A 19,611-nucleotide genomic window follows, 5' to 3' on the forward strand; every position below is an offset into this window, starting at 1 on the left:
CGCACCGCTGGGCTCAGCGGAGGCGGCGTGCGCAGGTGCGGACCGATGTGGCCAGGCGGGCCGCGTCCTGGCCGGCGCCGCCGGGGGTGGGGACGCGGCGGCGGGTGTAGCCGAAGGCCAGGCCCGCCGCGGGATCGGCGAAGGCCATCGAGCCGCCGGCGCCGTCGTGGCCGAAGGCGCGCGCGCCGAGGTACGGCACCGCCACCATGAAGCCGAGCCCGTACGCGCGCTCCATGTCGAGCACCAGGTCGCGGCCGACCGAGTACGGCTGCGCGCACTCGGCCGCCGTCTCCGGCGTCAACAGCTCGAGCGCGGCGGCGTAGAGCGCGGCCAGGCCACGGGCCGAGCCGAAGCCGCCCACCGAGGCGGGGCCGCCGGCCCTGAACTCGGGGTGGTTGGGCAGCGCCGCGAGCTCGATCTGCGTGGGGTGCTGGAGGTTGTAGGCGATGCCCGCGATGCTCTCCGGCTCGATGGGCTCCGCCGGCTCGGCCGGCGGCCGCGGCGGCAAAACGTCCACCACGCGCGCCAGTTCGCCGTCCGGCACACCGAGGTGGAAGTCGACGCCGTGCGGCTCGACCAACCGGCTCCGGTAGTGGTCCCGCAGGCCGGCGCCCGAGACCCGCCGCACCAGTTCGCCGGCGAGCGCGCCGACGGTCAGCGAGTGGTAGCCGAAGGCGGCGCCCGGCCGCCAGTAGGGCCGCTGCGCGGCGAGACGCTCGGCGATGGCCGCGTCGTCGGCCAGCTCGGCCGGCGAGAAGCCGTCGTCGACGCCGATCAGGCCGGCCCGGTGGCCGAGCAGTTCCCGCACGGTGACGCCTGCCTTGCCCGCGGCCGCGAACTCCGGCCAGTAGGCCCGGACCTCGCGGTCCAGGTCGAGCGCGCCGTCTTGGACGAGCAGCGCGACCGCGAGGAAGGCGATCCCCTTGGTGGAGGAGAAGACGCCGAGCAGCGAGTCCCCCGCCAGGCCGGGGCCGCCCCACAGGTCGACCACCTGCCGGCCGTCGACCCGCGCGGCCACCTGGGCGGCGAGCCCGGGCTCCGCGGCCAGCAGCGCCGCGAACTCCTCGCGCACCGGCTCGTATCCGGCGGCGACCGTGCCCCGGACGGCCGTCGCCCCGGCGATCTCCTCGGCGGTTTCGATCGTCATCTCGCTTCCCCTCACATGGTGTTGGGTAGCCGCCCGGCCCCCGCCCGGACGCCCACGAGCGCCGGGACCGCCAGCGGGTGGTCGACCCGGGTGCGCAGCGTCGGTGTCCAGCCGGCGCCCGCGCCGATCGGGGCGTCCGGGTTGGCGGCGTTATGGGCGGCCAACAGGTCGACGGGACGGCCGTTGACCCGGTTGCCATGCTCGGTCATCGCGGTGCCGGGGTTCCAGCGCCGGATGACCTCGGCCGGGGTGATCTCCCCGGGCAGCGTGACGGCGTTGTACTCGGCGACCAGCGCCGACTCGAGGCCGATCCCCCAGTAGTAGCTGTACGCGGCGCCCGGGTCGTGCCTGAAGTGGTTGTTGTAGGCGTCGACCTGGCCGAACCTGACGCGCGGCGTGCGGGAGTTGACGTTGTGGAACAGGTTGTGGTGCAGGGTGACCCGCAGCCTGCCCCGGTCGTCGGCGCCCGCGCCGTCGCCGTTGCCGATCAGCAGCGTCTTGTCGTGCTCGGTGAACACGTTCCAGCTGACCGTCACCAGGTCGGAGCCGCGCACCACGTCCAGCTGGCCGTCGTGCTGCTGGAAGGGGCGGCCGAAGTAGCTCGGCTGGTCGGCGTCCGGGCGGCGGCCGTCGGTGAAGGTGTTGTGGTTCACCCAGACGCGCCGCGAGCCGTACAGCACCAGGCTGTCGTACTCCGAGTTCCACGCGCCGAGGTCGCCGTCGGTCGGGTCCCACCGCAGGAAGCAGTCGAAGGTGTCCTCGAGGGTGAGGTTGCGCACGATGACGTTCTCCCGGCGCCGGACGTCGAGGGTGGCGCCGAGCAGCCGGGCGCCGCGCCCCTCGCCGATGATGGTGGTGTCCGAGGGGACGGACAGCACGACGCGGGCCCGCTGGCGGGCCTCGGAGGCGGCGCGGGCCTCCTCGAGCGGTCCGGAGGGATCGGCGTCGCCCCAGGTGTCGGGGTGGTAGGCGGCCAGGTAGGCGTCCAGGCTGTAGCCGTCCGTGGCGTAGTCCGCGCAGTCGAGCGGGGCGCCCTCGGCATCGGTGTTGGCGTCGATGGTGCCGCGGACCCGGATGATCCGCGGCACCCCCGGGTCGTCGGCGAGGGCGGCGGCCAGCTCCGCCCTGGTGGTGACGGTGTAGTCGTGCTCGGCGTCGGCGGCCGCGCCCCCGGTGACGGGACCCTCGGCCGAGCCCCAGCCGTCGCCGTCCCGCAGCGCGGCGCGGGCCGCGTCCGACGCCGGCGCGCCGGAGGCGGCGGCCGGCAGCGGGCCGAGGCCGAAGACGGCGCAGCCGAGCGCGCAGCCCAGCACGGCGACGCGTCTGACGATGGTGGTGACGGTGGTCATCCCCGGTACTCCTCCCACTCGGCCTGGGCCTCGTTGAGCCGCTGGGCGAGGTCGTCGGCGAACTCCTGGGCGGTGATCTCGCCCAGCAGCAGCCGCTGGAAGTTGGGCTCGGTGTCTGCCTTGGTGATGTTGTTCCAGTCCGGCAGGTAGTAGGGCAGCTGGACGATGGTAGTGGCCTCGTCGCTCAGGGCCTCGACGGCGGCCGCGGTGGGCGGGGCCTCGGCGAGCCATGGGTCGGCCAGCGCCTCGGTGTTGGCGGGGATCTGGCCGGCCGACTCGTTCCAGAGGCTGTTCATCTCTTGCGAGGCGGCGAACTCGATGAACCGCCAGGCGGCCTCCTTGTTCTCGCTGGCCCGGAAGAGCCCCAGGCCGTCGACCGGGTTGGAGACGAAGGTGTGCGAGCCGTCCGCGGTGTCCGCCGGCATCGGCACGCCAGCCACCCGGTCGGCGCCGAAGGCGGCCACGTGGTCGGGGTAGGAGCCGAGGTTGTGCTGGAGCATGCCGACCGTGCCGCCGGTGAAGGTGGCGACCATGTTGGTGAAGTCGTTGCTCAGGTCGGCCTCCGGGGTGACCGTGTTGTACAGGCCAACGTAGCGCTCCAACTCCTCGACGTTCGCCGGGTCGTTGACGGTGGTCTCCGCGCCGTCCCAGAAGGAGTCGATGCCGGACTGCGCGTACATCATGTCGAGCGCCTGGGCGACCGATCCCTCGCCGCCGCGGATGGTGAAGCCGAACTCGCCCGAGCCCCGGTCCGTCAGCTCCTCGGCGGCGGTGTAGAACGCGTCCCAGGTGGTGGGGGGTTCGAGTCCGGCCGCCTCGAACAGGTCGGTGCGGTACCACAGGACACCCTGGTTGGCGGAGGTGGGCACCGAGTACATCTCCTCACCCTCGCCGGTGGTGGCCCGAACGCTCTCCACCATCGCCGGCATCAGGCTCTCCGTCAGGCCGCTCTCGGCGACCCGGTCCCCGACCGGCTCCAGGGCCTCCTGGGCGACGAGGTTGGCGAGGTAGGACGTGGAGACGCCGCCGACGTCCGGCAGCCCCTCGCCGCCCTGGATCGCCGCGTCGTACTTGGACTGGACCTCGCCGATCGGCACACCCACGTACTCGACCTGGATGTCGGGGTTGGCCTCCTCGAAGGCGTCGATGATCTCGTTCCACACGTCGGTGCGAACGCCGCCGTTGTTGTCCCAGAACACGATCTCGCCGGTGCCGTCGCCCTCCGCGCCGGCCGACTGTCCTGAGTCACCACAGGCGGTGGCCGTGGCGGCCAACACGAGCGCGGTGAGAGCTGCGGCTACGCCGCGGGTCAGGTGTGTGCTCATCGTGCGGCTCCGTGGGTCGGGGAAGGTGGTCGCTGTGCTGTGCCCCTCTGATGTGCGCTGCGCTGTGCTCTCTCGTTCGGTGTGGGTGAGGTGGGGATGTGTGTCGTGGTCTCAGGTCACGCGGAACCGCGTGAAGGTGGCCGTTGCCGCGTCCTCGGCGCCGTCGAGGGCGGCGGCGAACAGGCCGAGTTGGGCGCCCGTCCACCCCCAGCCCACGGCGGCGAAGTCGAAGCCCGACGGGGCCGGCGCCGCCGCGTCGCCGGGGCGCGCGGCGAACCGGCAGCGGCCGTCGGCCAACACGTCCACCCGCAGCAGGGCGCGTCCCTCGGGCGCCGGCCTGGGCGTCGCGGCGTCCCGCTCGCGCTCCGCGACCCGTTCGGCGAAGCGGTGGACGAGCCGGACCTCGCCGTCGCCGCCGCGTTCCAGGCCGATCCAGGAGTACGCGTCGCCGAGCACCGCGAGGCCGGCCCTGGCGCCCGGGGCCCCGGTGTCGAGCGTCAACTCGACGGTGACCCGGCGCGGGCCGACCGGCAGCCGCTGCGCCAGCACGTTCGGCAGCAGCCGCAGGTCGTGCGCGTCGGCGGTGGGCGGGCAGGCGAGCCGCAGCCCCGCGCCCCGGTGGGAACGCGCCCAGCCGGGGGCCGGGTTGGCCAGCCACGACCACTGCGGGCCGAAGCTCCCCTCGGGGAAGTCGTCGTCAGTGGCGGGCCGTTGGGTGGGGAAGCCGCCGACCGGCAGCGGCCCGCCGGACACCGGCTGGCCGTAGGCGCCGATCACCGGCCAGCCGTCCGCGTCCCAGCGCATCGGCTGGAGGTGCACCACCCGGCCGAACGCGCCGCGCTGCTGGAAGTGCAGGAACCAGTCGGCGCCGGCGGCCGTGGTCACCCAGGCCCCCTGGTGGGGGCCGTTGACGTCGGACTCGCCCTGGGCCAGCACCACCCGCTCCTCGTAGGGGCCGAAGACCGAGCGGGAGCGGAAGGCGCCCTGCCAGCCGGTCTCCACCGAGCCGGCCGGCGCGAGGATCCAGTACCAGCCGTCGCGGCGGTAGAACTTGGGGCCCTCCAGCGTGAACCAGCCGGGCAGCGCGTCGCCGTCCACGACCACCCGGCCCTCGTCGAGCACCCGCGCGCCGTCCGGGCTCATCCGATGGCAGGTCAGCCGGTTCTTGACGCCGGAGCGCGATCTGGCCCAGCCGTGCACCAGGTAGGCGGCGCCGTCCTCGTCCCACAGCGGGCAGGGGTCGATCAGGCCCCTGCCCTCCTTCACCAGCCGCGGCTCCGTCCAGGGCCCGCGGATCGCGGGCGCGTTGACCTGCTGGATGCCGAGGTCGGGGTCGCCCCAGAAGATCCAGAACCGGCCGGCGTGGTGCCGGATCGCCGGCGCCCACACGCCCCCGTCGGGCCGCGGCACCGTGAACCTCTCGGCCGGCTCCAGGCGGCGCAGCGCGTGCCCGACGAACCGCCAGTTGACCAGGTCGCGGGAGTGGAGCAGCGGCAGCCCAGGCACCCGGCCGAAGCTGGAGGCGGTGAGGTAGAAGTCCTCGCCGACCCGGATGACGTCGGGGTCCGACCAGTCGGCCGCGAGCACCGGGTTGCGGTAGGTGCCGCCGCCGTGGGGGTCCGTCACGCGCTCCCCCAGCCCTTGCCGGCCCACGGCGCGCCGAGTTCGGCGTAGCCGGCCAGTTCGGCGGCGCCGCGCGCGGTGAGTTCGTCGATGCCGGGGATGAGGCGGCGCGGGCCGTTCTCGCCCGGCTCGCCGCGCCAGGCGTCGGCCGGCAGCTCGACCGGTTCCGGCGCGGTGCGCACCGCCTCCACCAGGCGGGTGAAGGCGCCGGTGCGCTCCAGCGGCACCAACAGCGGTTCGCCGTCCCGCAGATGGGCGACGAGGTTCTCCAACAGGTCGGTGCGGCCGTGCCGGACGGTCTCCGGCTCGTGCCCGTCGCGCTCGATCCGCACCTCGTCGGCCTTGTACCAGAAGGTGATCCGACCGCGCTCGCCGTGCACCACGACATAGGGCTCGCCCGGGCGTTCGGCGCACAGCGTCACGGTGGTCACGATCAGGCCGCCCGCGGTGGTGCGGATGCGGGCGGCCGAGGTGTCGTCGGCGGCGATGTCGTTGACGCGGTACAGCTCGAGGTCGACGCCGGCGATGTCCTCGACCCGGTCGGATCCCTCGATGCGCAGCGCGGTGGCGGTGGCGTGCGCCAACGCGTTGGTGAGCACGCCGTCGACGACGTCCCGGCCGTCCAGGGTGCGGTGCCCGCCCCAGGGCGCGCGGCGCCAGTACGCCTCGTCGCGCACCCAGGCGCCGGCGGCGCCGAACCCGCGCACCGCGCCGATGGCGCCGTCCGCGACCAGGCCGCGGATGGCCTCGACGGCGTGCGAGCCGAGGGACTGGAAGCCGATCTGGCAGGCGGTGCCGGCCTTGGCGACGCCGGCCGCCAGCTGCTCGAAGGCCGCCATCGAGGGCGTGGGCGGCTTCTCGAGCAGCAGGTGGACGCCGTGCCTGGCGGCCAGCAGGCCGAGTTCCTCGTGCGTCTGGATCGGGGTGCAGACCACGGCGACCCGGGCGCCTGTGCCGGCGAGGAGCTCCCCCAGGTCGGCGGACTGCTCGACCCTCGCCGGGTCGAGCCCGGGCAGGTCGAACTCGGCCGGCTCGAGCGGCGCGAGCTCGCAGATCCCGGCGAGCCGCACCACGCCGCGCTCGGCGAGTCGGGAGATGTTGCGCAGGTGCCACCGTCCGTGGCCCCGGGCGCCGGCGAGCACCAGGGGCAGCGGTTCGGCCAGTTCTCCGTCGGTCAGGATGCTGTCGTTCATCGTGCGGTGCGCACTCTCTTTCTGGGTGTCTCGGAGTCGGTCACCCCTTCACCGCCCCGGCGCTGAAGCCGGTGATCAGCCAGCGCTGGATGAAGGCGAAGACGATGACGACGGGCACGGCCGCCACCACGCCCCCGGCGGCGAGCGCGCCGAGGTCCACGCTGTCGGAGCCGATCAGCGTGTTGAGGCCGACCGGGATGGTCTGGCGGTCCTGCGAGTTGAGGAACATGAGGGCGAACAGGAAGTGGTTCCAGCTGTGGACGAAGGCGAAGGAGCCGACCGCCACGAGTCCCGGCCGCAGCAGCGGCAGCACGATGGCGAGGAAGCCCCGCAGCCGGGAGCAGCCGTCCACCCAGGCGGCCTCCTCAAGGGAGGGCGGCACGTTCCTGATGAAGCCGCTGATGAGGATCATCGACAGCGGGAGTTGGAAGACGGTCTCGGCGAGGATCACGCTCCACAGCGAGTTGAGCAGCGAGAGCTCGCGGAACACCTCGAAGAGCGGCACCAGCATCAGCGCGCCGGGGATGAACTGCGAGCACAGCAGCGCCAGCATGAACGGCATCCGCAGCCGGAACCTGAACCGGGCCAGCGCGTAGCCGCCGGAGAGCGCCACCAGCATCGTCATCAGCATGGTGGCGACGCCCACCTGGACGCTGTTGGCGAAGTAGGTGTCGAAGCTGCGCTCGTTCCACACCTTCTCGAAGTGCTCGGTGGTGACGGGCCAGGGCACCAGCGAGTCGGATCCGGGCTCGCGGAGCGCGAACAGCAGCATCCAGTAGAACGGGATCAGGGTGAAGAGCAGGTAGAGGCCGAGCGGCAGGAAGACCTGCCAGCGCGGCGGCTGGTCGTGGGGGCGGCGGCGTGACACGGGTGGACGCCCGGCGGGCGGTCCGGGCGGCGGCTCTTCGGTCACGGTCGGCGTGTCGCGGCCGAGGCTGACGGTGGTCACTTGTCGTCACCTCCGAACTTGCTCAGGCGCAGGTAGAGGATCGAGCAGAACAGCAGGATCACGAAGGCGACCGTGGTCAGCGCGGCGGCGTAGCCGAACTCGTTGCCGTCGATGCCGGTCTGGGCGACGTAGAGCGGGAGGGTGGTGGTCTGTCCGGCCGGTCCGCCGTTGGTCAGGGTGTAGAGCAGGTCGACGTTGTTGAACTCCCAGACCGCGCGCAGCAGCGTGGACAGCACGATGGCGTCCCGCAGGTGCGGCAGGGTGATGTGCCAGAAGCGGCGCAGCCGGCCGGCGCCGTCGACGCTCGCGGCCTCGTAGAGGTCCTTGGAGACGGACTGCAGGTCGGCGAGGATCAGGATGGCGAAGAACGGTACGCCGCGCCAGAGTTCGGCGACCACGGCGCCCCAGAACACGGTGCCGGTGTCGGCGAGCACGGAGGTCCCGTACTCGCCGATGCCGGCGTCGGCCAGGTAGCGGCTGATGCCCGTTGAGGGGTTGTAGATCAGCAGCCAGATGGTGCTGGTCAGCACGCCGGAGACGGCCCACGGCGAGAAGACCAGGGCGCGGGCCAGGCCGCGCCCGACGAAGGTCTGGTTGATCAGCAGGGCCAGCACCAGGCCGAAGACCAGCTGGAGGCCGACCTCGACGAACACCCAACGGGCGCTGAACGCCAGGGTGTCCCAGAAGAACGGGTCGTCGGTGAAGATCTCCCGGAAGTTGTCGAGGCCGGCGAATCCGTTGCGCCAGGGCTTGGTGACGTTGTAGTCCCGCAGGCTGTAGTACAGGACGCTGAGCATCGGGTAGGCGATGAAGCCCAGCATCAGCAGCCCGGCGGGAGCGATCAGCAGGTAGGGCAGAGAGCGAGACGTGCTTCCGGTGCGGCGGCGGCGCTTGGGCCTTACCGGCCGTTCTTGGTGCGCGATTGCCATCGATACCTCTCGAAGCCTTCTAGCTGTCGTGGCCTTCCCCGGCCTTCAGCCGGCGTAGGGCTCGGGCACCTCCCCGGGTCGGGACAGGAACGTGAAGTCGCAGCCGGTGTCGGCCTGGGTGATGTGCTCCTGGTAGATGGCCCCGTAGCCGCGGCCGTAGCGCTGAGGCGGCGGGGTCCACTCGGCGCGGCGGCGGGCCAGCTCCTCGTCGTCCACCTCGAGGCGCAGCACCCGGGCCTCGACGTCCAGCGTGATCAGGTCGCCGTTCCGCACCAGCGCGAGCGGGCCGCCGACGTGCGACTCGGGCGCGATGTGCAGCACGCACGCGCCGTAGCTGGTGCCGCTCATCCGGGCGTCGGAGAGCCGCACCATGTCGGTGACGCCCTCCTTCAGCAGGTAGTCGGGGATCGGCAGCATGCCGTACTCGGGCATGCCGGGGCCGCCGAGCGGGCCCGAGCCGCGCAGCACCAGCACGTGGTCCCTGGTGATGTTCAGCTCGGGGTCGTTGATGGTGCGCTGCATCGTGCGGTAGTCGTCGAAGACGACGGCGGGGCCGGTGTGCCGGAGCAGCTGCGGCTCGGCCGAGATGTGCTTGATCACGGCGCCGTCGGGGGCCAGGTTGCCGCGCAGCACGGCCAGGCCGCCCTGCTCGGCCGCCGGGTTGTCCAGCGGGCGGATCACCTCGTCGTCGTGGACCAGCGCGCCCGCCAGCTGCTCGCGCATGGTGGCGTGCGTGATCGTGGGCCGGTCAAGGTGCAGCAGACCGGCCTCGCCGAGCCTGGCCAGCAGCCCCGGCAGGCCGCCCGCGTAGTAGAAGTCCTCCATCAGGAACCGGCCGCCGGGACGGACGTCGGCGAGCACCGGCACCTTGCGCGCGATGCGGTCGAAGTCGTCGAGGTCGATGGGCACCTGGGAGCGGCCGGCCATCGCGATCAGGTGGATCACGGCGTTGGTCGAGCCGCCGAGCGACAGCACGGTGGTGATGGCGTCCTCGTAGGCCTCGCGGGTCAGGAAGCGGGAGAGGGTGGCGCCCTCGTTCACCAGCTCCACGATCCGCAGCCCGGCCCCCGCCGCCATCCGCTCGTGCCCGGAGTCCACGGCCGGGATGGCGGCCGCGCCCGGGATGGTCAGGCCGAGCGCCTCGACGGCCGAGGTCATGGTGGAGGCGGTGCCCATGGTCATGCAGGTGCCGGGCGAGCGGGCGAGCCCGTTCTCCAGCTCCGCCATCTCGCGGTCACCGATGCGGCCGGCGCGCTTCTCGTCCCAGTACTTCCACATGTCCGTGCCCGAGCCGAGCGTCTCGCGACGCCAGTGGCCGCGCAGCATCGGCCCGGCCGGCACGAACACGGTCGGCAGGTCAGCGCTCGCCGCGCCCATCATCAGCGCGGGCGTCGTCTTGTCGCAGCCGCCCATCAGCACGACGCCGTCCACGGGGTAGGAGCGCAGCAGCTCCTCGGTCTCCATGGCCAGGAGGTTGCGGTAGAGCATCGGCGTCGGCTTCTGGAACGTCTCCGACAGCGTCGCCACCGGGAACTCCAGCGGATAGCCGCCGGCCTGCCACACCCCGCGCTTCACGGCCTGCGCGCGCTCCCGCAGGTGCTGGTGGCAGGGGTTGATATCCGACCAGGTGTTGAGGATCGCGATCACCGGCTTGCCGAGGTGCTCCTCCGGCAGGTACCCGAGCTGCCGGGTCCGCGCCCGGTGGCTGAACGTCCGAAGCCCTTCCGTTCCGAACCACTGGTGGCTGCGCAGTTCCTCCGGTCGCCGGCCGCGCGGCGCGTCGTCGTCGGTGGTCACGCGACCTCCCACCCCTCGACTATCGCCGCGACCGCCGCCCGTTCCGCCTCCGGCAGGACCGCGCTCGGCGGGCGAATGTCGCGCCGGCACAGGCCGAGCGCCGCCAGGGCCTCCTTGACGACCGTCACGTTGTTCGCCGACTGGCGGGCCGCGCGCAGCTCCTCGAAGGCGCGGATGCGATCCCACACCTTCATCGCCGCCGGGTAGTCTCCGGCGCGCAGCGCGCGCAGCATCTCGAGGGAGACCGCCGGCGCGACCCCGACCAGGCCGGAGGTGAAGCCGGTCGCGCCGCACGCGAAGTACGACGGCGCGTACAGCTCGGCGAGGCCGGCGACCCACACGAAGCGGTCGAGGCCGGCGTCCCGTGCGACCGTCGAGAACCGCACCGGGTCGGGCACCGCGTACTTCACGCCGATGACGTTCGGGCACGCCTCGCCGAGCCGCGCCAGCGAGGCGCCCTCGATCGCCGGGTTGCGGATGTAGGGGACGACGCCGAGCTCGGGCACCGCCTCGGCGATGATCCGGTGGTACTCGACCCAGCCGTCCTGCGAGACGTACGGGTGCACCGGCTGGTGCACCATCACCATCGAGGCGCCGGACTCGGCCGCGTGCCGGGCCGCCGCCGCGGCCGTCACCGCGTCGTGGCCGACGCCGACGACGACCTGCGCCGCGGAGCCGGCCTCGGCGACCGTCAGCTCCGTCTCGACGCGCCGCTCCTCGAGCGTCAGGGAGTAGAACTCGCTGGTGTTGCCGTTGGCGGTGAGGGTGCGCACCCCGCCGTCCACCAGACGGCGCACGAGGGTCCGGTAGACGTCCCCGTCGAACCGGCCCTCGGCGTCGAAGGGGCTGACGGTGATGGCCACCACATCCGCGAGTGCGGCCCGCTGCGCCGCGAAGTCGTACATCACGCCTCTTCCTGTCGGTCGTGCTCAGGTTCCTGCGGTCGGCCGTCCGCCGCCGGCGCCTCCCCGGGGAAGGCGCGGCGGACGAAGGCCACGATGTGTTCGCGCAGCAGCTCGGCGGCGCCCGGCGCGTCGCCCTCCTCGGCTCGGGCCAGGATCGCCCGGTGCTCGTCGGCCTCCCGGTCCCAGGTGGGCCGCGTCTGCCAGGCGAAGGAGGAGACGAGCGCCGCCTGGTCGCGCAGGTCGTCCAGCATCCTGACCAGCAGCGGGTTGCCGCAGGGCACGTAGAGCGCCCGGTGGAAGTCCCGGTTGGCCAGGGAACGCTCCGCCGTGTCGGCCGAGGCGTCCGCGCGGTCGAGCGCGGCGTGCGCCACCGCCAGGTCGGCGCCGGAGGCCACGGTGCGGCTGAGCGCCTCGGGCTCGAGCAGCAGCCGGACGTCGTAGACCGAGCGGGCCATGACGGCGTCCACGGTCCGCACCGAGGCGCCCCGGTACTCGCTCATCACCACGAGCCCGCGCCCGGCCAGCGTCTTCAGCGCCTCCCTGACCGGCGTCTTGGAGACCCCGAACCGCGCGGCGAGTTCGTTCTCGACCAGCGGCGAGCCGGGTTCGAGGACACCGGTCAGGATCGCCCTGGTCAGGTGCTCGAGGACGAACTGGGTGCGGGACGGTATCGGGACCGGCGCGGCGCCGGACAGCGGAGCGTTCACGCGACTGGTATCTCGTATCTCGTATATGAGGTCTCATGTATGGCATACGGCGTATGACGTGTGCCGCGGACGAACGTAGGTCCGGTCCGCGGCCACGTCAACGGTTCTGACAGAAATCGCTTGCCGTCCCGGCGGCGACGCTCCGCCGCGCCGCCGGGACGGAGCCGGGCCACCTGCTCAACTGCAGGTGTTGCGGCTGCTGTTGTTCAGCGTGAGGTTGCGGTAGGTGATCCGGACGCCGCAGGGGTTCTCGGTCAGCGAGTTGTTGGTGAGCGTGAGGTTCTGCAGCGTGATGTCGCTGGTGTTCGGGAACTCGCTGCGGGCCGCGATCCGCACCCCGCCGCCGCCGCTGATCGTGCCGCCCTGGGCGGCGATGTTCACGCCGTAGCAGTTCTCGATCAGGATGGCGTTGTTCCCGGTGTTGGAGATCGTCACCCGGTCGATGACCGCGCCGCCGCTCTCCGAGACGCAGAAGATGCCGCGACCGCCGCCCCGGGCGATCACCTCGCCGACCCGGATGTTCACCGGGTAGCTGCTGCCGATCCGACCGTTGCGGTTGGCCATCCGGAAGGCCGCGTAGCCGGTGCCGGTGCCGGCGTTCTCGGCGTCGACCCGGGTGATGTTGGCGTTGATCGTGTCGTTGAGCAGCAGCCCCGACTCGCCGACGTTGCGGGCCGTGACCGTGCCGATGGTGATCCCGTCGACCCCGTAGGTCTCCACCGCGTGGCTGCCGGCGCCGGAGACGAAGACGTTGTCGATCCGCACGTTGCGGGTGCGGACGTTGCGGTTGGCGTGGTTGTCGATCCGGATGCCGAGGCCGCCGGAGAGTTGCATGTTGATCTGGCCCAGCGTGATGTTGGTGCCGTTGCGCACGAAGATGCCGAAGTACGGCGCGCCGGTGATGGAGACGTTCTGGACCTCGACGTCGGTGGTGTTCTGGGTGCGGATGGGCGCCTGGTTGGCGGCCATGCTGCCGGTGTAGTTGATCGTCCCGCAGACGTCGAGGACGGTGTAACTGGGCAGGTCGAGCGACTGGTTGGCCGGCACCGAACCGGAACCGCGCACCACCACGCGCTGCTTGGAGGTCCGGCCGGGCGTCAGGCTGTTCACGGCGGCCCGCATCGCGGAGAGCATGTCGGTGCCGGTATAGCCGGGCGCCGTCCAGGTGTTCCCGTTCCGCACGGCCTGGGCCTGGTACGAGCCGTCGCCGCAGGCCGCGGCGCCGATCTCGTCGGCGACCGCCGGACCGCTCATCGTGGCGCCGGCCGTGACGAGGGCCACGACGGCCGAGAGGAGAAGGGTGACCTTGCGCTTCCTGATGGGGGTTGCGGCTCTGCGTCCCATCGTTCACTCCTGAGGTGGGGGATGGAGGCACCGCGCGCCACCTCGTCAAAAACCTGAATCGATTCACGACCCGGCCTGTCCTCGACCGGGGAGCGAGAAGAACCCAGGGAGATCGAGCGGCGCCACGGAATTGGCTGGCGAGACCGGCGCGCGATACGGCACACCGGCCGGGAAAGCGCTTGCTGAACCGCGAGTATGGCAACGGGCCAAGGGCGCGTCAATAAGCGGTAAAGCGGGATCGCTCGCGCTGGCATGAGCGGGCTACAGCGCCTCGCCGCGACTGCGGCGGTTCGCCTCCCGAACCGGCGCGCGCAACAACTCGGCGAGTCCGATCGACCGCAGGTCATCAGGCCGCACGTCCCACTCCCGGCCGCCTCCGACCGGCCGGAGCTGCACGCACGGGCCGACCCGGCCCATCACGATGCCACCACGCCCCGTCCTGGCATCCCAGGCGGGCTCCCCCACCTCGGGCACGTACATGGCGTCCGACTCGTCCCGCACCGAAGACCTCCCGCAACCGTCGTAGTCGACCGATCACCGAGAGTGGTTCACCATTTCGGGCAGCGACACCGGCGAGACGGCGCCATAATCGCCATTGCCACATAGCCTCTTGCAGTGTCGCCAATGGCAGGGAGGCTGACCATGAACGAGCTGCTGCGGCGCGCGATCTCGGAGTCCGGACGAACGGCACATCAACTGGCCCTGGCGTGTGGGGTCGAGGACCGTACCGTGGACAGGTGGTTGTACGAGGGGCGCGTGCCGCGCCCTCGGACCCGCGTGACCGTAGCCGAGGTGCTGGGAGTTGAGGAGCACGTGTTGTGGCCCGCCGCCGCCAGGGCGGTCGTCAAGACGGGGGCGGACCGTGAGGTCGTCGCGGTGTACCCGTACCGCTCGGTCTGCCCCTCCTCCGTCTGGCGGAGCCTGATCACGGATGCCCGGGAGCAGTTGACCTTCGCCGGGTACACCAACTACTTCCTCTGGCTCGATCACCCCAACCTGGCCACCGCACTGCGGAAGAAGGCGCGTGCCGGAGCCACCGTCCGGTTCCTCCTCGGGGATCCGGACTCCGAGGTGACGCGGCGGCGCGAGGCCGTCGAGGCCACGGCGCTGACGGTCTCCACCCGGATCCGGATCACCCTGGAACACCTGGCCCGGCTCGGCGGCACCGAGCGGGTCGAGGCACGGTTCAGCGACGCGGAGTCACACGTCTCGCTCTCCGTCTTCCGGTTCGACGACCAGATGCTGGTCACGCCACACCTGGCCAGGCTGGTCGGTCACGACTCCCCCATGCTGCACCTGCGCCGCCTCCAGGACGACGGGATGTTCGACCGCTTCGCCTCGCACGCCGACGAGTTGTGGCGCGAAGGACGACCGGTCGACCCGCCGGCCGAAGGCGCCGCGTCCCTGCCCTGACCGATGGCGGCTGCGACCCGCGCACGGCGCCCTAGCCGAGACCTCGGGTGATCAGGCCCGCGTCCTCCCGGATCAGCCAGCCCGGTTCCTGTCCCTCGTGGAGGTGCGGAACGGTCACCCGGACCACGCTCGGCTCGCCCTCCAGCAGGGTGACCTCGCTGCCGCCGTAACGGTCCTCGTTGTCCGCCACCGTCTGCTCCAGCGCGTCGGTGGCCCGCTCGGCCTCCGCCGCGTCGCGCGTCCCCAGGCACAGCACCTCGGAGGTCGCCACATCCGAGGCGTCGTCGGTGAACTCCGCGACCTGTCCCACGGCGTAGGCCGTCACCCCCTCCTCGTCCGAGTCGCGGTGGGTGAAGTCCACCCGGTAGGCGCCATCGACGCACGCGCTCAGCTCGCGGTAGCGCGGCTCCTCGCTCAGCGGCCGGCCCTCCGTCAGCATGGCCGGGTCGAAGCCCTGCCCGCCCCAGACGAGTTCCTCGTCCGACACCCGCAGGAACTCGTCGCCCGACGCGTTCGCCCAGAGCGCGCCGCCGTCCGCCTGGTGCTCGGTGAAGCCATCGGCCGCGAGCTCGGCGGTGATCGCCGTCGCGTCGAAGTCGCCGGTCCAGACGCCGTACTCGCGCATGCCGTCCTCGTCACCGGCCATGACGGTCACCGCGGTCTCGACGTCGGCGCGATCGATCCCGAAGCGGAGCTCCGACCGGGACGAAGCGGCCAGCAGCGGCGTGTTGAGGTTGGCGACCATCCAGAAGCGGCGCTCGTCCACGGCCAGCAGTTCGTCGGCCTGCTCCGGATCCACCACCGTGACGAACGGGGGCGGATCGCCGGCGTACCGCACCTCCTCCAGCGCCTCGATCACCGACGCACTCCGCCGTAGCTCCCCCTCGTACCCCGGATCACATCCCACCGTGACCGCGAGCCCGGCCACCAGCACCGCCCCGGCGTACGCTCGTCGCCCCCTGCCGCTGAATCCGCCCACGGCCGTCACCGCCTGCCTGATGTCGCTCCGAGCCCGTCGGGGGCTCCTGTGAACCGGGGGAGGCTACAGCCGGGGGTTCGGGAGGGGTCTCGAAGCAACCGGCGGGTGAACGGCGAGATCTCGCGCCGTACCAGCAGGTCTCTTTCCGTTCCGAAGCTCGGCGGCGTGGCCCGCCGGAGCGCCCTAACCCGACCGGCGGCGTCGCAGCAGTGCGGCGAGAGGTTCGCGGATGTCGGCCGGATGAAGGTTCAGGGGCTCGAACTCGTCGGCGGCGGCCCACCTGAGTTCGTAGCTGTCGTTCGGGCCGTGCGCCTCGGCCTCGGGTCCGGACAGGACCGGCGCGCCGGTGACGTCCGTCATCAGGAAGTACGAGGCCGGCCGGCCGTTGTGCCGACCCGTCCACAGCAGCCGATCGATCCTCGCCGCGAGCGTGGTCTCCTCACGCAGTTCGCGCAGGGCCGCCGTCTCGGCGCTCTCCCCCTCCTCGACGTGCCCGCCCGGAAGGACCGCGTAGTGGTGTCCAGGACACACCGCTCCCGCCCGGCCCGGGTTCGCGCACATCGCGCAGGACTCGGACGACTCCCGCCTGAGGAAACGCTTGATGACCAACGCTCGCCGACCGTCGACGACCACCGCGACCGCTCTGGGAATCAGCACGCGGTCATCGTGCCCCGCCCGAACACGGCTCAGTCGACCCAGCCGGCTCAGCCGTTCACGGCCCGCACCGTCCAGGACGAGGCCGAGGTGGCGGCGATACCGGGGAGGCTGCGCCGGGCGAGCGGGCGTGGGATCATCGGCCGCCGGTCAGGCGGATGATCTACGTGAGGACGGTGGCGGCATGGTGGCCGGCTGGGAGTGGGACGAGACGTTGTTCGCGGGCTCGGCCGCCTACTACCGCCAGGGGAGGCTGCCTTACGCGCCCGGCCTGGCCGACGCGCTCGCGGACGCCCTGGGTCTTGACGGGCGAGGGCGGCTCATCGACGTGGGGTGCGGGCCAGGCACCGTCGCCCTGAGCCTGGCGCACCTGTTCGCCGAGGTCGTCGGAGTGGATCCGGACGGCGGGATGATCGCCGAGGCCGAGCGCGGCGCCGCTGAGGCGGGGGTGGCCGGGAAGGCGCGGTGGGTGCGGGCCCGGGCCGAGGAACTGCCCGCCGGGCTCGGCACCTTCACCGTCGCGACCTTCGCCCAGTCCTTCCACTGGATGGACCGCGACCCGGTGGCGGCCACCGTCCGGGACATGCTCGGGCCCGGCGGGGCGCTGGCGCACGTCTCGGACCTCAAGACGGAGACCCGCTCGGCCGACGGACTCCCCCACCCGGTCGCGCCCTATCCGGCGATCGACGCGCTGGTCAGGCGGTACCTGGGTCCGGTCAGGCGTGCCGGGCGCGGGGTGCTGACGAACGGAACGCCCGGCGGGGAGGCCGAGGTCTTCCGGCGGGCGGGGTTCTCGGGGCCCGATCGCCATGTCGTGCCCGGCGGTCAGGCGCTGGAGCGCACGGTCGACGACGTCGTCGCCGCGGTCTTCTCGATGTCGTTCTCGGCTCCGCACCTGTTCGGCACGGGCCGAGACGGCTTCGAGGCCGACCTGCGCCGACTCCTGAGCGAGGCCTCGCCCTCGGGGCGGTTCTCCGAACGCCAGCCGAGCACCGAGGTCTTCGTCTGGTGGCGGGACGCCGACGCGGGCGTCAGCAGGCGCAGCTGACGGAGCCGACCGGGACGGTCAACGGATCCGCGGCGCGCCGCTCAGTGCCGGCCACGGTCTCGACCGGGAAGCCCTCGCGGATCCAGTACTCGATGCCGCCGATCATCTCCTTGACGCGGTAGCCGAGTTGGGCGAGCGCGAGCGCCGCGCGGGTGGCGCCGTCGCAGCCGGGGCCCCAGCAGTAGGTGACGACCGGGACCGCCGGGTCGAGCAGGCTCCCGGCCCTGGCCGGGATGTCGGCGGTGGGCAGGTGGATCGCGCCCGGCACGTGGCCCTGCCGCCAGCCGGCGTCGCCACGCGAGTCGAGGAGGACGAAGCCGGGTGCGCCCGAGTCGAGCGAGGCGTGGACGTCGGAGACGTCGGCCTGGAAGGCGAGGCGGGCGGCGAAGAAGGCCGCGGCTTCGGCGGGGGCCGCCGGCGGCGTGCGCAGCGCGGGGCTCGCTGGGGTCTGAGTGGTCATGGGAAGGACGCTACGAGCCGCAGCCAGACGGCGGAACAGTCAATCCCCGGGATTCTGCGGCACATCCCGGGGATTCCGTGGTAGGAATCGTCTGTGACCGATGATTCTTTCGACGAGACCGATATGCGCATCCTGGAGGCCCTCCAGCGCGACGGCCGGGCCAGCTACGCCGAGTTGGCCCGGACCGTGTCCATGTCCGCCAGCGCCGTGACCGAGCGGGTGCGGCGCCTGGAGGAGAGCGGAGTGATCCAGGGATACTCGGCCGTGGTGGACCCGGAGCGGCTCGGGTACGGCATCCTGGCCCTCGTCCGCCTCCGCTATCCGACGCCCAACTACAAGCCCTTCCACGATCTGGTCGCGGTCACGCCCGAGATCCTGGAGGCCCACCACGTGACCGGCGAGGACTGCTTCGTGCTCAAGGTCGTCGCCCGTTCCATGCGCGACCTGGAGGCGACGATGGGCCGCATCGCCGGGCTCGGCTCCGTCACCACCAGCGTCGTCTATTCGAGCCCGCTCCCCCGCCGCGCGATCACGGTCAGGGCCTGACCGGTCACAGGCGACGAGCGAAGAGGTAGGCCCGTCGGGTCTCCGCCTCGTGCGGGTACGGGGCACGTTCGAGACGGGCCTCCACGGTGAGACCGGCCGCCTCGACCAGCGAGGTGATCCGGTCCGGGTCGAGGAAGTGGAAGTCCACGTCCACCTCGTGGCCCCACCACTCGTCCAGGTGCCGGATCTCGTCGCCGACGTGGAAGGAGAGGAGCAGCAGTCCGGAGGAGGGGCGCAGCACCCGCCGGATCTCGGCCAGGGCTCGTGGGAGGTCCTCCGAGGCCAGGTGGATGATCGAGTAGAGGGCGACCACGGCCCCGAACTCTCCGTCGGCCGCCGGCAGTCCCCGCAGGTCGCCCTGGCGGAACTCGACCTGCGGATAGCGGGCCCCGGCCACCGCCACCATGCCGGCTGACAGGTCGATCCCGACCGCCTTCGCGCCGTGCTCGGCGAGCCAGGCCGCCACATGGCCCGGGCCGCAGCCCAGGTCGGCGACGGCCGCGCCGGCCGCCGTCTGCTCAAGCAGCGTGGCCAGCAGCGCCCGGTCCAGGGGCTTGGCGGCGAGCTCGTCGTGCAGCCGGGCGGCGTACTCCTCGGCCACCGTGTCGTAACTGCGCCGGGTCGCCTCGTCGTTCACCGGTCCTCCTGCCGCAGCCGGGCGATGGCGCCGATCTCAAGCGCCGCGTAGACCGTACCGTCCGGGGCCACGGTCAGGCCGTGCGGCTCCGGAGCCGGCGGGGCGGGCAGCTCGTGCTCCTCGACGGCACCGTCAGGCGTGACGGCGGCCAGTCGGCCGGTGCCCCACTCGGTGATCCAGAGGCGGTCGGCGCCCGGGGCGATGGCCTGCGGGCGGCAGGCGCGGTCGGGCAACGGGAACTCCGTCACCGCGCCGTCCACCGTGACGCGGCCGACCTGTCCCGCGGCGATCTCGACTAACCAGAGCGCGCCGTCGGGGCCCGCCGTGATGCCCACCGGGCCGGCGGCCTCGGTCGGCAGCGGGTGCGCCGTGACCTCGCCGGCGACGGTGATCCGGCCGATCGCGTTGGCCTGGTTCAGGGTGAACCACAGCGCGCCGTCCGAGCCCGCCGTGATCATCGAGGGGTAGGCGCCGGTGACGGGCAGCGGGAACTCGGTCACCGCGCCGTCCGCCGTGACGCGGCCGACGCGGTCGGCGTTGAGCTCGGTGAACCACAGCGCGCCGTCGGGGCCGGCCGCGATGCCGTAGGGGGCGGCGTCCGGGGTG

At 72.5% G+C, this 19,611-nt stretch carries 19 protein-coding genes and 1 pseudogene; 3 read left to right on the plus strand and 17 right to left on the minus strand.

Annotated elements, in window-relative coordinates; all coding sequences use genetic code 11:
* Window positions 1-13 precede the first annotated feature (13 nt).
* The 12 genes from E1265_RS04545 to E1265_RS04600 form a co-directional block, all read right to left on the minus strand.
* Window positions 14-1,147, minus strand: coding sequence for a serine hydrolase domain-containing protein (locus E1265_RS04545; protein ID WP_132928901.1), 1,134 nt, complete (start codon window positions 1,145-1,147; stop codon window positions 14-16).
* An 11-nt stretch (window positions 1,148-1,158) separates the two neighbouring features.
* Entirely contained in the window at window positions 1,159-2,496 is a 1,338-nt protein-coding gene (locus E1265_RS04550) for a polysaccharide lyase family 1 protein (RefSeq protein ID WP_132928902.1), read from the minus strand.
* Complete coding sequence (locus E1265_RS04555; protein ID WP_132928903.1) at window positions 2,493-3,821, minus strand: sugar ABC transporter substrate-binding protein; 1,329 nt, start codon at window positions 3,819-3,821, stop codon at window positions 2,493-2,495. The genes E1265_RS04550 and E1265_RS04555 overlap by 4 nt, the downstream gene beginning before the upstream one ends.
* Window positions 3,822-3,932: 111 nt before the next feature.
* Window positions 3,933-5,447 (minus strand): glycoside hydrolase 43 family protein, encoded by a 1,515-nt coding sequence (locus tag E1265_RS04560; RefSeq protein ID WP_132928904.1) that lies wholly within the window; start codon window positions 5,445-5,447, stop codon window positions 3,933-3,935.
* A complete protein-coding gene (locus E1265_RS04565; protein WP_132928905.1) occupies window positions 5,444-6,637 on the minus strand; it encodes a Gfo/Idh/MocA family oxidoreductase in 1,194 nt (397 codons plus the stop codon). The genes E1265_RS04560 and E1265_RS04565 overlap by 4 nt, the downstream gene beginning before the upstream one ends.
* A 40-nt stretch (window positions 6,638-6,677) precedes the next feature.
* On the minus strand, window positions 6,678-7,550 hold the full coding sequence (locus E1265_RS04570) for a carbohydrate ABC transporter permease (RefSeq protein ID WP_132928921.1): 873 nt from the start codon (window positions 7,548-7,550) through the stop codon (window positions 6,678-6,680).
* A 32-nt stretch (window positions 7,551-7,582) separates the two neighbouring features.
* Window positions 7,583-8,515 (minus strand): sugar ABC transporter permease, encoded by a 933-nt coding sequence (locus E1265_RS04575; protein WP_132928906.1) that lies wholly within the window; start codon window positions 8,513-8,515, stop codon window positions 7,583-7,585.
* 45 nt (window positions 8,516-8,560) lie between these two features.
* Window positions 8,561-10,312 carry an L-arabinonate dehydratase gene (gene araD, locus E1265_RS04580; RefSeq protein ID WP_132928907.1) on the minus strand — a complete coding sequence of 584 codons (1,752 nt, stop codon included), beginning with the start codon at window positions 10,310-10,312 and terminating at the stop codon, window positions 8,561-8,563.
* Window positions 10,309-11,217, minus strand: coding sequence for a dihydrodipicolinate synthase family protein (locus tag E1265_RS04585; RefSeq protein WP_132928908.1), 909 nt, complete (start codon window positions 11,215-11,217; stop codon window positions 10,309-10,311). The genes araD and E1265_RS04585 overlap by 4 nt, the downstream gene beginning before the upstream one ends.
* Entirely contained in the window at window positions 11,217-11,924 is a 708-nt protein-coding gene (locus tag E1265_RS04590; protein ID WP_132928909.1) for a GntR family transcriptional regulator, read from the minus strand. The genes E1265_RS04585 and E1265_RS04590 overlap by 1 nt, the downstream gene beginning before the upstream one ends.
* Before the next feature lie 177 nt (window positions 11,925-12,101).
* Window positions 12,102-13,268, minus strand: a complete 1,167-nt coding sequence (locus E1265_RS04595) for a right-handed parallel beta-helix repeat-containing protein (protein ID WP_132928910.1) — start codon at window positions 13,266-13,268, stop codon at window positions 12,102-12,104.
* Window positions 13,269-13,529: 261 nt separating this feature from the next.
* Complete coding sequence (locus E1265_RS04600) at window positions 13,530-13,748, minus strand: hypothetical protein (RefSeq protein WP_132928922.1); 219 nt, start codon at window positions 13,746-13,748, stop codon at window positions 13,530-13,532.
* A gap of 162 nt (window positions 13,749-13,910) precedes the next feature.
* On the opposite strand from E1265_RS04600, the gene E1265_RS04605 reads away from it, so the two are divergent.
* A complete protein-coding gene (locus E1265_RS04605) occupies window positions 13,911-14,681 on the plus strand; it encodes a helix-turn-helix transcriptional regulator (protein ID WP_132928911.1) in 771 nt (256 codons plus the stop codon).
* A gap of 31 nt (window positions 14,682-14,712) precedes the next feature.
* On the opposite strand, the gene E1265_RS36820 is transcribed toward E1265_RS04605, so the two are convergent.
* Window positions 14,713-15,540, minus strand: a complete 828-nt coding sequence (locus E1265_RS36820) for a hypothetical protein (protein ID WP_165953644.1) — start codon at window positions 15,538-15,540, stop codon at window positions 14,713-14,715.
* Between the two features lie 303 nt (window positions 15,541-15,843).
* Window positions 15,844-16,317 carry an NUDIX domain-containing protein gene (locus E1265_RS04615; protein ID WP_132928912.1) on the minus strand — a complete coding sequence of 158 codons (474 nt, stop codon included), beginning with the start codon at window positions 16,315-16,317 and terminating at the stop codon, window positions 15,844-15,846.
* Between the two features lie 181 nt (window positions 16,318-16,498).
* Between E1265_RS04615 and E1265_RS04620 the strand changes: the two genes are divergently transcribed.
* Complete coding sequence (locus E1265_RS04620; protein ID WP_132928923.1) at window positions 16,499-17,362, plus strand: class I SAM-dependent methyltransferase; 864 nt, start codon at window positions 16,499-16,501, stop codon at window positions 17,360-17,362.
* Here the strand turns inward: E1265_RS04620 and E1265_RS04625 are convergent.
* Window positions 17,346-17,822, minus strand: a complete 477-nt coding sequence (locus E1265_RS04625) for a rhodanese-like domain-containing protein (RefSeq protein ID WP_132928913.1) — start codon at window positions 17,820-17,822, stop codon at window positions 17,346-17,348. The genes E1265_RS04620 and E1265_RS04625 overlap by 17 nt on opposite strands.
* A gap of 93 nt (window positions 17,823-17,915) precedes the next feature.
* Between E1265_RS04625 and E1265_RS04630 the strand changes: the two genes are divergently transcribed.
* Window positions 17,916-18,368: an Lrp/AsnC family transcriptional regulator gene (locus E1265_RS04630; RefSeq protein ID WP_132928914.1), complete on the plus strand. Its 453-nt coding sequence runs from the start codon at window positions 17,916-17,918 to the stop codon at window positions 18,366-18,368.
* Window positions 18,369-18,372: 4 nt separating this feature from the next.
* Here E1265_RS04630 and E1265_RS04635 read toward each other — a convergent pair whose 3' ends face one another.
* Entirely contained in the window at window positions 18,373-19,005 is a 633-nt protein-coding gene (locus E1265_RS04635; protein WP_132928915.1) for a class I SAM-dependent methyltransferase, read from the minus strand.
* Window positions 19,002-19,611, minus strand: a pseudogene (locus tag E1265_RS04640) (virginiamycin B lyase); the annotation flags it as partial. The gene E1265_RS04635 and the pseudogene E1265_RS04640, both read right to left, overlap by 4 nt.

Source organism: Streptomyces sp. 8K308 (assembly GCF_004348315.1).
Lineage (GTDB): Bacteria > Actinomycetota > Actinomycetes > Streptomycetales > Streptomycetaceae > Streptomyces.

Excerpts from the sequence above, each read along its gene's own strand:
- E1265_RS04545 (WP_132928901.1), bottom strand. The coding sequence starts at position 1,147 with ATGACGATCGAAACCGCCGAGGAGATCGCCGGGGCGACGGCCGTCCGG.
- E1265_RS04550 (WP_132928902.1), bottom strand. The coding sequence starts at position 2,496 with ATGACCACCGTCACCACCATCGTCAGACGCGTCGCCGTGCTGGGCTGC.
- E1265_RS04555 (WP_132928903.1), bottom strand. The coding sequence starts at position 3,821 with ATGAGCACACACCTGACCCGCGGCGTAGCCGCAGCTCTCACCGCGCTC.
- E1265_RS04565 (WP_132928905.1), bottom strand. The coding sequence starts at position 6,637 with ATGAACGACAGCATCCTGACCGACGGAGAACTGGCCGAACCGCTGCCC.
- E1265_RS04575 (WP_132928906.1), bottom strand. The coding sequence starts at position 8,515 with ATGGCAATCGCGCACCAAGAACGGCCGGTAAGGCCCAAGCGCCGCCGC.
- E1265_RS04585 (WP_132928908.1), bottom strand. The coding sequence starts at position 11,217 with ATGTACGACTTCGCGGCGCAGCGGGCCGCACTCGCGGATGTGGTGGCC.
- E1265_RS04595 (WP_132928910.1), bottom strand. The coding sequence starts at position 13,268 with ATGGGACGCAGAGCCGCAACCCCCATCAGGAAGCGCAAGGTCACCCTT.
- E1265_RS04600 (WP_132928922.1), bottom strand. The coding sequence starts at position 13,748 with ATGTACGTGCCCGAGGTGGGGGAGCCCGCCTGGGATGCCAGGACGGGG.
- E1265_RS04605 (WP_132928911.1), top strand. The coding sequence starts at position 13,911 with ATGAACGAGCTGCTGCGGCGCGCGATCTCGGAGTCCGGACGAACGGCA.
- E1265_RS04620 (WP_132928923.1), top strand. The coding sequence starts at position 16,499 with ATGGTGGCCGGCTGGGAGTGGGACGAGACGTTGTTCGCGGGCTCGGCC.
- E1265_RS04625 (WP_132928913.1), bottom strand. The coding sequence starts at position 17,822 with ATGACCACTCAGACCCCAGCGAGCCCCGCGCTGCGCACGCCGCCGGCG.